At 71.7% G+C, this 13,653-nt stretch carries 15 protein-coding genes and 2 tRNA genes; 7 read left to right on the forward strand and 10 right to left on the reverse strand.

Features of this window, described 5'->3' with window-relative positions:
* Positions 1–87: 87 nt before the first annotated feature.
* Together BR70_RS0101570 and BR70_RS0101575 are read left to right on the forward strand one after the other, a co-directional pair.
* A complete protein-coding gene (locus BR70_RS0101570; protein ID WP_027464641.1) occupies positions 88–1,539 on the forward strand; it encodes an LLM class flavin-dependent oxidoreductase in 1,452 nt (483 codons plus the stop codon).
* The gene (locus BR70_RS0101575; protein ID WP_027464642.1) at positions 1,536–2,801 is read left to right on the forward strand and encodes an acyl-CoA dehydrogenase family protein; all 1,266 of its coding nucleotides are present in this window, start codon (positions 1,536–1,538) and stop codon (positions 2,799–2,801) included. The genes BR70_RS0101570 and BR70_RS0101575 overlap by 4 nt, the downstream gene beginning before the upstream one ends.
* Positions 2,802–2,959: 158 nt before the next feature.
* Here BR70_RS0101575 and BR70_RS0101580 read toward each other — a convergent pair whose 3' ends face one another.
* From BR70_RS0101580 to BR70_RS0101600, 5 genes are all read right to left on the reverse strand, one after another.
* On the reverse strand, positions 2,960–3,304 hold the full coding sequence (locus BR70_RS0101580) for a metallopeptidase family protein (protein ID WP_035807616.1): 345 nt from the start codon (positions 3,302–3,304) through the stop codon (positions 2,960–2,962).
* A gap of 196 nt (positions 3,305–3,500) precedes the next feature.
* Positions 3,501–3,573: transfer RNA gene (locus tag BR70_RS0101585), tRNA-His, on the reverse strand.
* 75 nt (positions 3,574–3,648) lie between these two features.
* The gene (orn, locus tag BR70_RS0101590; protein ID WP_027464644.1) at positions 3,649–4,287 is read right to left on the reverse strand and encodes an oligoribonuclease; all 639 of its coding nucleotides are present in this window, start codon (positions 4,285–4,287) and stop codon (positions 3,649–3,651) included.
* 863 nt (positions 4,288–5,150) lie between these two features.
* The gene (locus BR70_RS0101595) at positions 5,151–6,392 is read right to left on the reverse strand and encodes an MFS transporter (RefSeq protein WP_027464645.1); all 1,242 of its coding nucleotides are present in this window, start codon (positions 6,390–6,392) and stop codon (positions 5,151–5,153) included.
* Positions 6,389–6,838, reverse strand: coding sequence for a MarR family winged helix-turn-helix transcriptional regulator (locus BR70_RS0101600; RefSeq protein ID WP_027464646.1), 450 nt, complete (start codon positions 6,836–6,838; stop codon positions 6,389–6,391). Before BR70_RS0101600 ends, BR70_RS0101595 begins: the two co-directional genes overlap by 4 nt.
* Before the next feature lie 114 nt (positions 6,839–6,952).
* Between BR70_RS0101600 and BR70_RS0101605 the strand changes: the two genes are divergently transcribed.
* The gene (locus BR70_RS0101605) at positions 6,953–7,243 is read left to right on the forward strand and encodes a hypothetical protein (RefSeq protein ID WP_027464647.1); all 291 of its coding nucleotides are present in this window, start codon (positions 6,953–6,955) and stop codon (positions 7,241–7,243) included.
* A gap of 29 nt (positions 7,244–7,272) precedes the next feature.
* Positions 7,273–7,533 carry a thioredoxin family protein gene (locus BR70_RS0101610; RefSeq protein ID WP_027464648.1) on the forward strand — a complete coding sequence of 87 codons (261 nt, stop codon included), beginning with the start codon at positions 7,273–7,275 and terminating at the stop codon, positions 7,531–7,533.
* Here BR70_RS0101610 and BR70_RS22005 read toward each other — a convergent pair.
* From BR70_RS22005 to BR70_RS18995, 3 genes are read right to left on the reverse strand one after another with little or no spacing between them, the layout of a single operon-like run.
* A complete protein-coding gene (locus BR70_RS22005; RefSeq protein ID WP_155896726.1) occupies positions 7,477–9,057 on the reverse strand; it encodes a DUF6716 putative glycosyltransferase in 1,581 nt (526 codons plus the stop codon). The genes BR70_RS0101610 and BR70_RS22005 overlap by 57 nt on opposite strands.
* Positions 9,054–9,926 (reverse strand): N-acetylneuraminate synthase family protein, encoded by an 873-nt coding sequence (locus BR70_RS0101620; RefSeq protein ID WP_017886049.1) that lies wholly within the window; start codon positions 9,924–9,926, stop codon positions 9,054–9,056. The genes BR70_RS22005 and BR70_RS0101620 overlap by 4 nt, the downstream gene beginning before the upstream one ends.
* On the reverse strand, positions 9,923–10,690 hold the full coding sequence (locus tag BR70_RS18995) for an acylneuraminate cytidylyltransferase family protein (RefSeq protein ID WP_051596520.1): 768 nt from the start codon (positions 10,688–10,690) through the stop codon (positions 9,923–9,925). The genes BR70_RS0101620 and BR70_RS18995 overlap by 4 nt, the downstream gene beginning before the upstream one ends.
* 152 nt (positions 10,691–10,842) lie before the next feature.
* On the opposite strand from BR70_RS18995, the gene BR70_RS0101630 reads away from it, so the two are divergent.
* Positions 10,843–10,915: transfer RNA gene (locus BR70_RS0101630), tRNA-Arg, on the forward strand.
* A 100-nt stretch (positions 10,916–11,015) separates the two neighbouring features.
* Here the strand turns inward: BR70_RS0101630 and BR70_RS22010 are convergent.
* Together BR70_RS22010 and BR70_RS0101640 are read right to left on the reverse strand one after the other, a co-directional pair.
* Entirely contained in the window at positions 11,016–12,299 is a 1,284-nt protein-coding gene (locus tag BR70_RS22010) for a hypothetical protein (RefSeq protein ID WP_051596521.1), read from the reverse strand.
* Positions 12,300–12,388: 89 nt separating this feature from the next.
* Positions 12,389–12,655 (reverse strand): hypothetical protein, encoded by a 267-nt coding sequence (locus BR70_RS0101640; protein ID WP_051596522.1) that lies wholly within the window; start codon positions 12,653–12,655, stop codon positions 12,389–12,391.
* Between the two features lie 150 nt (positions 12,656–12,805).
* Here BR70_RS0101640 and msrA point away from each other — a divergent pair, with 150 nt between their 5' ends.
* Positions 12,806–13,333, forward strand: coding sequence for a peptide-methionine (S)-S-oxide reductase MsrA (gene msrA, locus BR70_RS0101645; RefSeq protein ID WP_027464650.1), 528 nt, complete (start codon positions 12,806–12,808; stop codon positions 13,331–13,333).
* A 37-nt stretch (positions 13,334–13,370) separates the two neighbouring features.
* Complete coding sequence (locus tag BR70_RS0101650; protein WP_027464651.1) at positions 13,371–13,574, forward strand: hypothetical protein; 204 nt, start codon at positions 13,371–13,373, stop codon at positions 13,572–13,574.
* The last annotated feature ends 79 nt before the right edge of the window (positions 13,575–13,653 follow it).

A 13,653-nucleotide genomic window follows, 5' to 3' on the forward strand; every position in this document is an offset into this window, starting at 1 on the left:
TCGCGTCCAGGGCCGCGGGGAACACCGCGCGTAACGGGAGGTCACGTCGCTGTCGTCGGGCGGTGCCCGCCGACCACGATGGGACGCATGAGCGATGCACCGAACCGTCCGCTGCGCTTCGCGGCCTTCGTCATGAACACGACCTCGCACATCCAGCACGGCCTGTGGCGGCACCCCGACGCCCGGCAGGCGGACTTCGACGACGTGACGCTGTGGACCGACCTGGCGAGGACCCTCGAGCGCGGCAGGTTCGACGCGATGTTCTTCGCCGACGTCGTGGGCACCTACGGCCCCGGTCGTGGCGACTACTCGACCAACCTGCGCGAGGGGCTGCAGATCCCCTCGAACGACCCCTCCGTGCTGCTCTCCGCGCTCGCCGTGTCGACCGAGCACCTCGGGCTCGCGTTCACCTCGAGCGTCATCCAGGCGCACCCGTTCGACTTCGCCCGCAAGGTCTCCACGCTCGACCACATCACCCGGGGCCGCATCGGCTGGAACGTCGTCACGAGCGCCCTCGACAGCGCCGCCCGGAACTTCGGGGCCGACCGGCTCGAGGAGCACGACGAGCGCTACGTGTGGGCCGAGGAGTACCTCGAGGTCTGCGCGAAGCTCTGGGAGGGCTCGTGGGAGGACGGCGCCGTGCTGAAGGACCCCGTCCGTGGCTACGCCGACCCCGACAGGGTGCACCGCATCGACCACCACGGCAAGCGCTACGACGTGCAGGGCCCGCACCTGTCGGCACCGTCACCACAGCGGACCCCGGTGCTGTTCCAGGCCGGGTCGTCGCCCGCCGGCCGGGCCTTCGCCGCGCGGAACGCCGAGGCGCAGTTCATCCTGACCTCGAACCGGGACGCCACCGAACAGCTCATCCGCGAGACCCGCGACCTGGCCGAGGCCGCCGGCCGACAGCGGGACGACATCGCGTTCTTCCTCGGCCTGACCTTCGTCACCGGCTCCACCGAGGCCGAGGCGAAGGCCAAGGAAGCGGAGATCGACGAGTACCTGGCAGCCGACGGGTTCCTGGTGCACTCGAACCTCGGCTTCGACCCCGACACCGGGGAGCCCCTCGACCCGGACACCCCGCTGTCCGAGGTCCGCACCCACGCCGGGCAGTCGCACCTGCAGTGGCTCCGCGAGGCCGCCGGGGACCGCGAACCGACCATCGCCGACCTCGCCCGGCTGTCCGCCAAGCTCCGCGCCCGGGTCGTCGGGACGCCGGAGCAGATCGCCGACGAGCTCGCCGACTGGCAGCGGGTGGGCGTCGACGGCGTCAACGTCATCAACTGGACGCTGCCCGGCTCGTACGAGGAGTTCGTCGACCACATCGCGCCGACCCTGCAGGAGCGCGGGCTGATGCAGTCCGAGTACCGCGAGGGGACCCTGCGCGAGAAGCTCTTCGGCCACGCGCAGCTGCCGGACTCGCACCCCGCCAGGCGGTGGCGCGGAGCGTTCTCGGGCGGCGCCGGCGCGACCGCGACCCACCCCGACGACGCGACCCACCCGGACGACGCGACCCGTGCGGTGGAGGTGCCCGCATGACGGCCGCGACGACGACCGACGGAGCCGTGACGGGCCTCCCGGCCGACCGTCTGGCGACCCTGCGCGAACGCTTCGCGCCCGTGTTCGCGACCATCCGCGACGGCGCGGTCGAGCGTGAGCTCGCGTCCGGCACTCCCGGCGACCGGCCGCTGCCGCACGCCGAGGTCCGGGCGCTCGCCGACGCGGGGTTCGGGCGGTTGCGCGTGCCGGAGGACCGCGGCGGCTTCGGCGTGACGCTGGTCGAACTCGCGCACCTGGTGGCGGACCTGGCGGCGGCGGACTCGAACATCGCGCACCTGTGGCGGGGACACTTCGGGTACACCGAACTGGTGCTGCTGCGGCCGCACTCGGCGTCGCGGGACCAGTGGCTCGACCGGATCGTCGGCGGCGCGATCGTCGGGAACGCGACCTCGGAGCGGACCGGGACGACCCTGGCTGACATCTCGACGACGGTGACGCCGTCTGGTGGTTCCCTCCGCCTCGACGGGCGGAAGTTCTACTCGACCGGCACGCTCTACGCGGACTGGATCTACCTGGCGGCGGACCGTGACGGGGAGCGCGTGACGTTCGCCGTCGACGCCTCCGCGCCGGGCGTCAGGAGCATCGACGACTGGGACGGGTTCGGGCAGCGGTTGACGGCGTCCGGCACGACCGTGTTCGACGGAGTGTCGGTCGACCCCTCGGCGGTGTCGGCGTACCGGGACGCCCCGCTGTCGCACATCCAGGCCTTCTACCAGCTGTACCTGCTGGCGGTCCTCGCCGGGATCGGTCAGGCCGTGTCCGACGACGCCGTGGCCTTCGTGCGACCGCGGACCCGCACGTACATCCACGCCAACGCCGCCGTGCCGGGGGAGGACCCGCAGGTGCTCGCGGTGCTCGGGCGGCTGTCGGCCGGGGCGTTCACCGCCCGGTCACTCGTCGCCGCCGCCGCGGGGCTGCTCGACGCGGTCGTCGCGACGAACGAGCCCGGGGTCGGCGTCGACCGCGTGGTGCTCGACGCGGCCGAGAACGCCGTGTACCAGGCGCAGGTCGAGATCGGGCCGCGGGTGCTGCAGTCGGCGTCCGAGCTGTTCGAGGTCGGCGGGGCGTCCGCTGCCGACCGGACGCGTGCGCTGGACCGGCACTGGCGGAACGCCCGGGTGGTGGCGTCGCACAACCCTGCGGTCTACAAGGAGCGGATGGTGGGGGAGTATGCGCTGCACGGGCGGGGGCCGGTGGGGGCGTGGGAGAAGTACCACGAGGTGGGGCCGACGCGGTTCTGAGGGGCGCGGGCTGCCGCGGGGCGGGGCCGGGGCGGGCGGCGTGTGGCGGGGGTGGCGTGAGTTTTCGCGGTGAGCGACAGTTCTCGCGCCCGTGGGCCCGAGGAATGTCGCTGAGCCCGAAACCCGGGCACCGGGCGCCGCGGCGCTCCGGCTCACCGCTACGCCCAGCCGAGCTCGTGCAGCCGCTCGTCGTCGATCCCGTAGAAGTGGCCGATCTCGTGCACGAGGGTGGTGTGCACCTCGTCCTTGAGCTCCTCGACGGTGTCGCACTCGGCCAGGTGCTGCTTCCGGAACACGACGATGCGGTCGGGGAGTTCGCCGAAGCCGTACTGCCCGCGCTCGGTGGCCGCGATGCCGTCGTACACGCCGAACAGCTCTTCGCCGTTCTCCGGCTCGTCCTCGACGACGAACACCACGTTGTCGAGCCCGTCGACCATCTCGTCGGGCAGCAGGTCGAGTTCGTCGGTCACGAGTTGCTCGAACGCGTCGGCGGACATCTCCATCACGCAGGGATCGTCCCACACCGCGCTGACCACTCGCGGCTGAGCACCTGCGGCTGACCACCTGCGGTTGAACCCTCGCGGCTGACCACCTGCGGTTGAACCCTCGCGGCGAAGCCGCACGGCGCCGGAGGTGCCCAGACAAACACTGAGGGAGAGCCCCGGTTGCGTCACACGCAACAGGACTCTCCCTCGACTGGGTGAATAACGGGTCTCGAACCCGCGACCTCCTAGACCACAACCAGGCGCTCTACCAACTGAGCTATATCCACCATGTTCGAACCGGCGGACCGGCGCGACCACTCAATAGTAGTACATGCGGGACGGGGTGCGGACCACCCGTGTCGCTACTCGGCTGCGGGCTGCGCCAGCCGTGACTCCCACTTCGCCACGACGTCGGCCTGCACGGCGCGCACGTCGTCGGTGCTCGGGCCGGGCTCGGCGACGAAGCCGGCGCGGCGGTAGTACTCGAGCTCGCGGATCGACTCGAGGATGTCCGCGAGGGCCCGGTGACCACCGTGCTTCTCCGGTGCGTTGAAGTACACGCGGGGGAACCAGCGACGGCAGAGTTCCTTGATGCTCGACACGTCGACGCTGCGGTAGTGCAGGTGCCCGTCGACCCGCGGCATGTACTTCGACAGGAACGCGCGGTCGGTGCCGATCGTGTTGCCGGCCAGGGGTGCGGAGCCCTCGGCGGGGACGTGCTGGAGGATGTACTCGAGCACCTGGTACTCGGCGTCCGCCAGGCTCACGCCGTTCGGGATCTCCTCGAGGAGCCCCGAGGTGACGTGCATGTTCGTCACGAACTCGTTCATGTTGTCGAGCGCGGACTGGTCCGGCTTGATGACGATGTCGAAGCCGGGGTGCACGGGCTCGAGGTCGAAGTCGGTGATGACCACGGCCACCTCGACGAGTTCGTCGACCTCGAGGTCGAGGCCGGTCATCTCGCAGTCGATCCAGACGAGGCGGTCATTCGCGGTTGCCATGTCCTCGATCCTATTCCCGCCCTGCGTGCCTCCCGTACGTGCCGCTGCGCCCGGCCGCGCCCGTGCCTGCTCGCGGCTGCGCGTGCTCGGGCTCGGTGCTCGGTGGCCGGTGCTCGGTCACCCGTCCCGCGCGTCCGATCCGCGAGCGGGCGAAATGCCGCGGTCGTCTTGCGGGCGCACCCGGATGTTCCGCCCGCTCGTCGATCACGTGAGCCGCACGCGGTGCAGGCGACCGCCTGGAGGCCCGCCGCGACCCCGGCAGGCCGTCCCGCGCCTCCAGGCGGTCGTTTCCACCCCGCCTGCCGCACCGTTCCCGCCGGCCCCCGCGTCGTCACCGCGAGCGGGCGAAATGCCGCGGCCGCCCCGCGGACGGACCGCGGTATTCCGCCCGCTCGCCCACGGCGGCGCCGCGGTCGCGCCTTCGCACGGCCGCGCCCAGCCGAGCGGGCGAAATGCCGCGGTCGCCTTCTGGACGTACCCGGATGTTTCGCCCGCTCGTTCGCGGGGTGAGCCGCGGGCACTACAGGCGACCGCCTGGAGGCCCGTGGCTGCCCCGTCAGGCCGCCCCGCGCCTCCAGGCAGTCACGTCCGCCCCGCCTGCCGCAGCGCTCCGGCCGCCCGTGAGCCGACCGCGCGAGCGGGCGAAATGCCCGGCTTCGTCCGCAGGGCGACTCGGGCATTTCGCCCGCTCGCGCGGGTGAGGGGGAGGGGTGAAAGGGAGAGAGGCTGCGCGAGCGCGCGGACGCACGAACGGGCGAAATGCCGGCATGCCCAAGGGGGACACTCCGGCATTTCGCCCGTTCGTGGGGAAGTGGGGAAGTGGGGAAGTGGGGCGCGGATGCGAGTCGCGGGCCCCCGGGCGGCTAAGCCATGTCGCCGGCGGTGATGGCCTCGGCCTCGACACGCTCCGGCTCGGCACCGTCGTCGACACGACGCAGGACCCTCGTGGTGCAGAGGATCACGACGAAGGCGACCGCGACGGACGCACCCGCGAAGACGTACGCCGCCGAGGGCGAGTACGCGTCGGCGAGCAGGGTCGCGACGGGCGGGGCGATGGCGCCGCCGATGAAGCGGACGGCGGAGTAGGCGCTCGAGGCGACCGAGCGGGGGAGGTCGGTGGCCTCCATGACGCATTCGGTGAGCACGGTGTTCAGGACGCCGAGCACGAGGCCACCGATGACGACGCAGATGATCAGGCCGACCTGGGAACGCACGACGACGGCCGCGGCGAACAGGTCGAGCGCGAGCAGGGGCAGGGCGATCTTCAACACCGTCGTCCTCCGGAGACGGGCGGTGAGCATCGGGGCGACCCACACCGACGTGATCGCGAGACCGACACCCCAGCCGAAGAACGTGAACCCGATGCCGAGCGCGCCGAAGCCGAGCGGGAACGGGGTGTACGCCAGCAGGACGAAGAAGCCGATGTTGTAGAACAGCGCGGTCGCGGCGAGGGCTGCGAGCGCCGGACGGGTCAGGGCGCGGAAGGGTGCGGAGAGCTTCGTCGGTGTGGGCTTCTCGAGGCTGCCGGTCTTCAGCAGGGCGACGATGGCGATGAACGCGACGGCCATCAGGGTCGTGACGCCGAAGAACGGGCCGCGCCAGCTCACCGAGCCGAGCAGACCTCCGACGAGGGGACCGACGGCGATGCCGAGGCCGAGCGCTGCCTCGTACAGGATGATCGCCGAGGCGGTGCCGCCCGACGCTGCCCCGACGATGGTCGCGAGCGCGGTGGAGATGAAGAGCGCGTTGCCGAGGCCCCAGCCGGCGCGGAAGTCGATGATGCTCCACACGCTGTTCGACGTCGCCGCCAGGACCGAGAACACCACGATCAGGGCGAGTCCGATGAGCAGGGTGCGCTTCGCGCCGATGCGGCTGGAGACCCAGCTGGTGAAGAACATCGCGACACCGGTGACGGCGAGGTAGCTCGTGAAGAGCAGTTCGGTCTGCGCGGGGGTCGCCTTGAGGGACGCCGCGATCGCCGGGAGGATCGGGTCGACGAGGCCGATGCCCATGAACGCGACGACGCAGGCGAAGGCGATCGCCCAGACCGCGGACGACTGCTTGAGGATGGAGCCGGACTGGCCGGCCGGTGCGTGGGCGTTCACGCGGGGATCTCCGTTCCGTTGGGGGTTGTCCGGGTCCGCTGGGCGATCAGGTTCGCCGCGTGGTGCAGGACGTCCCAGTCGTCGTCGGTCAGGTCGGCGAACAACGGACCGACCGTGCTGGTGAGGGTGGAGCGCCAGGAGGCGAGTCGTTCGCGTCCGGCCTCGGTGAGTTCGATGAGCTGCCCGCGGGAGTCGTCCGGGTCGACACTGCGGCTGACCAGGCCATCTGCGAGCATGCCGGCGACGAGTCGGGTCATCGTGGGCTGCGCCACACGGGAGGCGGTGGCCAGTTCACCGAGTCGCAGGGGCTCGTCGGTCTCGAGGATGCCGAGCGTGCGCCAGACCGCGGCGGACGTGGTGTTGCCCGTCGACTGGACGGCGCTGCGGATCAGGCGGTTGACGGAGACGAGGAGGGTCTCGATCGTCTGCTCACGCGGTGTTTCCATAGCTGAACTATATAGCCGTGCTATGCAAAGCGCAACGGAAGCGCGACGGCGGTGCAGCCGAGCAACGACGGGCCCGAACAGACTGCACCAGCCGCCGCCTGGTAGAAGGGAGGCATGAGCGACATCACCATCCACGAAGGCGACGAGTACACCGCGATCTTCCACGGCGGCCCCTTCGACGGCACGACCGACACCCGCACCGCCACGAGCGACGCGCTGGACGACGAGGTCACGGTGTTCGCCGACGTCGAGGGCCTGCAGACGGCCTTCACCTACCGCGCCACCAAGTCCCGTCAGGTCCTCGACCAGATCTCGGTCGAGTTCACCTACGAGCCGGAGGAGTCCGACCCGGTGGACGACCTGCAGGACCGCGGCGACCGCAGCGGCGAGTTCGACCGGGAGTAGAACCCCCACCCGCCGCGTTGCAGGACCACATGCAGCTCGACCTCTGGACGTCCGCCTTCTGTGCGCCGTGCGCCGCCGCCCGCCGGGTGTCGGCCGAGGCCTCGGCGCTCGTCCCCGGGCTCACCGTGACCGAACGCGACGTGGCGGCGCACCCCGACGACGCGGAAGACCTCGGTATCCGGTCCACGCCCACGATCATCGTGCGGCAGGACGACGGCACCGAGGTCTTCCGTTCACCCGGCGTCCCGACCCGTGACCAGCTCCTGCTCGCGGTGGCCAAGGCGCTCTGAACGAGCCGCAGCCGCCGCAGCCGCAGCCGCAGGCGCCGCGGCCGTGCCAGCCGCGGCCCCCGGCGCAGGCACAGCGGCGCGGACCCCCGCGCGCTGCGACGTCGGCGCCGCCACCACCACGGGTGCCGGCGGATCGACCATCGCCCGAACACGTCGCGCCAGACGCTTCGCGCCCCGGATCGGCGCCCCGATGCCCAGCGCCACCAGCCCGAGCGGGCTGCGATCTGCCCCGCCGAGGGCGTTCTTCCGCTCCCACGCACGGCGCAGCACCCCACCGCGACTCCGCCGCGCCGGCGCCCGGTCCACCAGGGCCCCGGCGTCCCGTCGGGCCATGAGCTCCACGAGCCGGTGCTGCCAGTCGTCCTCGGAGGCCGGGTGGAAGTAGTTGTCCCGCATCCACTCCGGCCGGACGACCCCGAACCGTCCGTCGACCAGGTCGACGGCGTCACCCTCGAGGCCGCTCCCCACGAACACCTCGTTGATCAGGTGCCGCCCGATGCCGAAGTCGGTCAGCGTGAGCGCGGGGACACCCCGTGCCGCCGCCTCGAGCACCGCGGTCGAGCTGATGGTCACGAGTGCCACCGCCCGGTCGAGGTGTTCGGCCATCGGCCCGCTCTCCACCACGAGGTTGGGCGGCGCGTCCGTGGGCACCAGGTCCGGGTAGGGGTGCTCCTCGCGGTGCGTCTGGTGCTCGCCGGCCGCAGCGCGCGTCTTGATGACGACGCGCCACTCCGGGTGCGCCCGCGCCGTCTCGACCAACCACCGCACGACGAGCGCCCGGTCGGCCCGTTCGGACGGCACACTCGGCTGCGCCGCGAAGACGACGGAGTCGCGAACCGTCCCACCGACACCGCCGACAGGATCGGTCGCGCCGGCACTGCCGGTCGATCCGGCACGCCGCGCGAACGGCAGCGTTGCGAGCGCGAAGTGCGGCTCGACGCCGCCCTCGCGCGCCATCTCCTCGTACGCGCGGACCTCACGGTGGCTGTGGAGCACGAACAGGTCGGCTCGGGCGCGGAAGAAGATGCCCTTCCACTTCGACGGGAACGAGATCCCCGGCAGCCCCGACACCAGCACCGGACGGTGCGGGATCCGCCGGTGCACCTCGTCGATCACGAGTTCGGCCACCGGTCCGATCAACGACACCAGGACGGCGTCCGGCGGGTCCTGTCGGAGCTCCTCGACGACGGCGTCGACGTCCTTGGGCGCGGGTGGTTCGCGGTGCAGGTGGGCGAGTCGCCGGTCGAGCCCGCGGAACGCCGACCGCAGCTGCTTCGGACTCGCCGACCGCGGGGTCGCCACGGTGCGCAGCTCCAGGTCCCAGTCCGCCGGGGCGCTCGCCAGCAGGTGGGCGCCCCACTTCGCGAACGAGTCGGTGTCGACCAGGCCGACCACGCGTCGGACGCGTGGCAACGCGTCGGACGGGAGGCGCGCCTCCCGTCCGTCTGTCGGCGCACCACCGTCACCCGGCCCGTCCAGGGCACCGGTCCCGTCGACCGGGCCGGTCACGTGCGCTCCGCTCACGCGCCGACGCGACGCAGCTTCGCGAGCGGTGCCTGCTCGCCGGGGAAGATCCTCTTCACGCCGTCGCCGAGAGCGGTCTCGATGATGCGGATGTCGCGGGCGAGCGTCTTCAGGCCGTGCGGCTCGAGCGACGCGGCGTGGTCGGAGCCCCACATCGTGCGGTCGAGCGTGATGTGGCGCTCGACGGCCGTGGCGCCGAGGGCGACCGCGGCGATGGAGATCTGCAGGCCGGGCTCGTGGCCGGAGTACCCGACGGGGACGCCCGCGTACCGGTGGGCGAGGGTGTCGATCATGCGGAGGTTCGCCTCCTCGGCTGGCAGCGGGTAGGTCGACGTCGCGTGCATGAGGACGAGACGGTCGGTGCCGAGGGTCTCGACGGCGGCGTCGATCTGCTCGAGCGTGGACATGCCGGTCGACAGGATGACGGGCTTGCCGGTCGCGGCGACGGCGGCGAGCATGCCGAGGTCGGTGACGGACGCCGAGGCGATCTTGTAGGCGACGACGTTGAGGTCCTCGAGGAAGTCGACCGACGGCTCGTCCCACGGCGACGCGAACCAGTCGAGGCCCCGGAGGGTCGCGTGGTCGCCGATCTCGATGTACTGGTCGCGGTCGAACTCGACGCGGTAGCGGTACTCCAGGTAGGTCATGTCGCCCCACGGGGTGCTGCGCGGGGTGTTCTTCATGTGCTCCGGCGTGGAGATCGCGGGGGTGCGCTTCTGGAACTTCACGGCCTGCAGGCCCGCGTCGGCAGCGACGTCGATGAGCTGCTTCGCGATGTCGACGTCGCCGTTGTGGTTGAGGCCGATCTCGCCGATGAGGTACGCGGGGTGGCCCGCGCCGATCGTGGACGTACCGATGGTGACGGTCATGGTGCTCCGTTCGGTGCGGGGGTGGCCCGCGTCGGGGATGGGTCTCGGGTCGTGGTGGCTGTCGGGGTCGGGGTCGGGGCAGGGGCCGGGGCTTCGGCGAGGGCTTCGGCGAGGGCCAGGTCGGCCTCGTCGTCGATGTCGATCGCGCCGGCACCGTCGACGACGGCCAGCTCGACGCGGCCGTGGAACCGGTGCCGGTTCTCGAGGAACCCCGCCGTCCGCATCACGTAGAAGGCGCCGGTCTCGCGGTACTCGGGCTCGCGGTCCTGCCGACGGGGCCTGGTCGCAGCGTCGTGGTTCACCGCGACCGCCGTGCCGTCCGGGGCGGTCCGCCACAGGAACGCGTGTGACGGAGCGGCGGCGAACACCGCGTCGGCGTGCCCGTCGACCACGCGCGCGACGGCGGCGTCGAGGTCGACCGGGTCGATGAACGGCGAGGTCGCCTGCAGGAAGACGAGGACCTCGGGCAGCGGCGTGCTGATCGCGTCGAGGACGTGCAGCAGCGCGGACTCCGAGGACGCCTCGTCGCCGGCGAGCTCGGGCGGACGGCGGACCACGGCGGCACCGGCGGCGACGGCCTCGGCAGCGATGGCGTCGCCGTCGGTCGTGACGACCACCTCGTCGATGCGCGCGGAACGTCGTGCCGATTCGACCGCTCGACGGACCAGCGAACGCCCCGCGACCGTACGGAGGTTCTTGCCGGGGATCCCCTTCGACCCGGCACGGGCGGGCACGACGGCGAGGACGGAACCGGTGGTGCGCATGCTCCGGACGCTACGAAGCGCGGGTGTCGTGGAGGGGAACGGGGAGCAGACGGTGGCCGACCGTTGGGCGACCGCCGAGCCCTGTCGCGGCGACGCGGCGGGGCGTGCATCGAGCGTCTGAGGGGCGCTCGCCGCTACAATCGACGCTGCTCGCCTCCGTAGCTCAGTGGATAGAGCAGGTGGTTTCTACCCACCGTGCCGCGGGTTCGATTCCTGCCGGGGGCGCCGAAGACGAACAGGGCCGCCATCCTCTCCGGATGGCGGCCCTGTTCTCGTCGAGCTGGCTACTACTCGTCGTGCTGGCTGCTGCTCGTTGTGGTGGCTGTTACTCGTCGTCGTCCGCGGCGCGGCGTCGGAGCTCGGCGGCGCTGATCGGCTGCGTGTACGGCGCCTCGGACGTCTCGTTCGCGTCGGCCGGCTCTGCGGGGGCCTGGTTCAGCCGCGTCGGGACGGACGTGGTGTTCGTCGCGCCGGGGGTGTCGACCCGGGGTGCCGAGGCGGGCGGGACGTCGTTCGCGGGTGCCCGGTTGACGTGGGCGTCGGCTGCGGTGGGCGTCGCGACGGGGCGGTCGGACGAGGACGGACGGTCGTTCCGCGGTGCGCGGTCGGTGTCGCCGAAGGCGCGGGTGGCGCTGGCGTCGTCCACGACCTCGGTGTCGTCCGTGCCGCGTCCCTGGGGGGAGCGGGAGGGCGAGGTCGGGGTACCCAGCGTCGGACGGACCGGGGGTGCAGCCTCGTCGTCGCCGTACACGCGGGTGGTGTTGTCACCGAAGGAACGCGTGGCGTTCGGGTCGGTGGTGCCGCGGTTCGGGTTCGTGCCCGCACCGCGGTTCACCGAGAACGACGGGGTCGTCCCGCCGGCAGCACCTGGTGCAGCAGCACCGGGCGCAGCAGCACCGGGGGTGGCAGCGGCCGGTGCCGGAGGAGTCGAGGGTGCGGACGCGGGGCGCTGCGCCGGACGCAGCGAGGTCGTCGTCGGGGTGGGACGCTCGGCGGGAGCGGCCGGGGCCGTTGCCTGCGCCTGCGCCTGCGCTTGCGCCTGCGTGCGCGGGGGTTCGGCCTGGTCGGCGTTCCAGTCCTGCTGGCGCTTGATGAGGTCGGCGTCGGGGTCCGGGGACTCGAACTTCCAGCGCTCGAGGTCTGCCTTGAAGAGCTTGCGCGCACGGCTCGGCCGCGCCTGCCAGTCGAGCAGGCGGTCTCGGAACTCGGCGAGGGACTGGTCGGCCTGGAAGCTGAACGTCGACGAGTTCTTCTTGATGTCGGCGATCTCGTGCTGTGCCCAGTTGGCGGCCAGTGGCGCACCCTGCACGGGGAGCAGGCGCAGCCGGATGTCGGCGTCCTCGGCGAGGTGGTCGGCGTAGGCCCGCTCGTCGTGTCCGAGCGATCCCCACGCAGCTGCCTTGCGCGCAGCCGTCAGGATCGCGGCCACGGCCGCGTTCTTCGATTCCCGCTCCTGCAGCGCCACGACCCGCTTCGTCGCGCTGCGCCCGATGAGCGCCGCGATGACGCCCGCCACGACGATGGCGACGAAGGGGATCACAGCGCCCGAGAGCACCCGCCAACCCGTGTCGGACGAAGTCCAGTCGGTCAGGTCGTTCCACCAGTCCATGCGCGCACCATACCCACGGAACGTTCAGGCGTCGGGGAGGCCGGACGGCGTTCCGCGCATCCCACCGCAGATGATTCCAATCTGGAACATCATGACCAGCCCAGGGTGTCCACGGCGTCGTCGGCCGACCACACGCTCGGCAGCTCGACGAACCGGCGCTCGGTCGCGACGTACCGGCGGGCACGGTACGCGGTGTCGCCGGCGACGTCGATGCGGTCGACGTACCCGACGATCTCGCCGTTGGCCCGGGTGACCCGGCTCAGGTCGTCGCGGACGTCGAGGATCCGGTAGTCGCCCCGGGCGCGGGCCAGCGGGACGGTGCGGATCCGCAGTGCGGGTTCGGTGATGGTCTGCATCGCTGGCCTCCTGGTCGGTGTGGTGCCGACGCTACGGCGGACCACCGACACGCCGAGGGGTGCCATCAGATCTGGGGAACAGGGTCTCCGCGCACACTGTTGTGGAGGAATGAGGCGGCTGCATCGGCGGCCCGGAGAGAGGAAGTGGCCATGACCACGTTCGTGCTCGCAGGTGGATGTTTCTGGTGTCTCGACGCCGTGTACCGCACGCTCCAGGGTGTGCAGGACGTGGTGTCCGGCTACGTCGGCGGACACGTCGAGGAGCCGTCGTACGAACTGGTGTGCACCGGCACGACGGGGCACGCTGAGGCGGTCGCCGTGACGTTCGACGAGTCGGTGATCCCCGTCGACGTGATCCTCGACGTCTTCTTCACGCTGCACGACCCCCGTCAGCTGAACCGTCAGGGCGGCGACGTGGGCACGCAGTACCGCTCGGCGATGTTCCCGGCCGACGACGCGCAGCGCGAGCTGTTCGAGCACGCGATCGAGCGGGCTTCCGACATCTGGGACGGCGGCATCGTCACCACCATCGAGCCGCTCTCGGCGTTCCACCGCGCCGAGGAGTACCACCAGGACTTCTTCGCGAAGAACCCGGGCCAGGGTTACTGCCTCGCAGTGGCGCTGCCCAAGGTGAACAAGGTCCGGAAGGCCTACAGTCAGTACATCCTGGCGTCCTGACCCCGGGACGGCAGGGCCACAAGGAGGTGGTTCGAACATGACGGACAACACGGGAACCTGGGTCGCCATCGGTCCGGCCGGCGCGGTGGGCAGCATCCACCGGGCGGCGGACGGCTTCCAGGTCGAGCTCTACGGACGCCGACGGGCGGGCGGGCCCTACCCGTCCCTCGAGTCCGCGAAGGGTGCGGTCCACGCCGCGCTCGGACCGTTGGCCGCCCGGCCCGAGTTCCGAGCCCACTGAGCGGGTCCGGACAGGAGGCCCGGGGGACTCGTCCTCCACAGGTCGCCTGATCGGGTCCACACGCCACAGATCGAGCCCG

Source organism: Curtobacterium sp. UNCCL17 (assembly GCF_000686685.1).
In the GTDB taxonomy this organism is placed as follows: domain Bacteria; phylum Actinomycetota; class Actinomycetes; order Actinomycetales; family Microbacteriaceae; genus Curtobacterium; species Curtobacterium flaccumfaciens.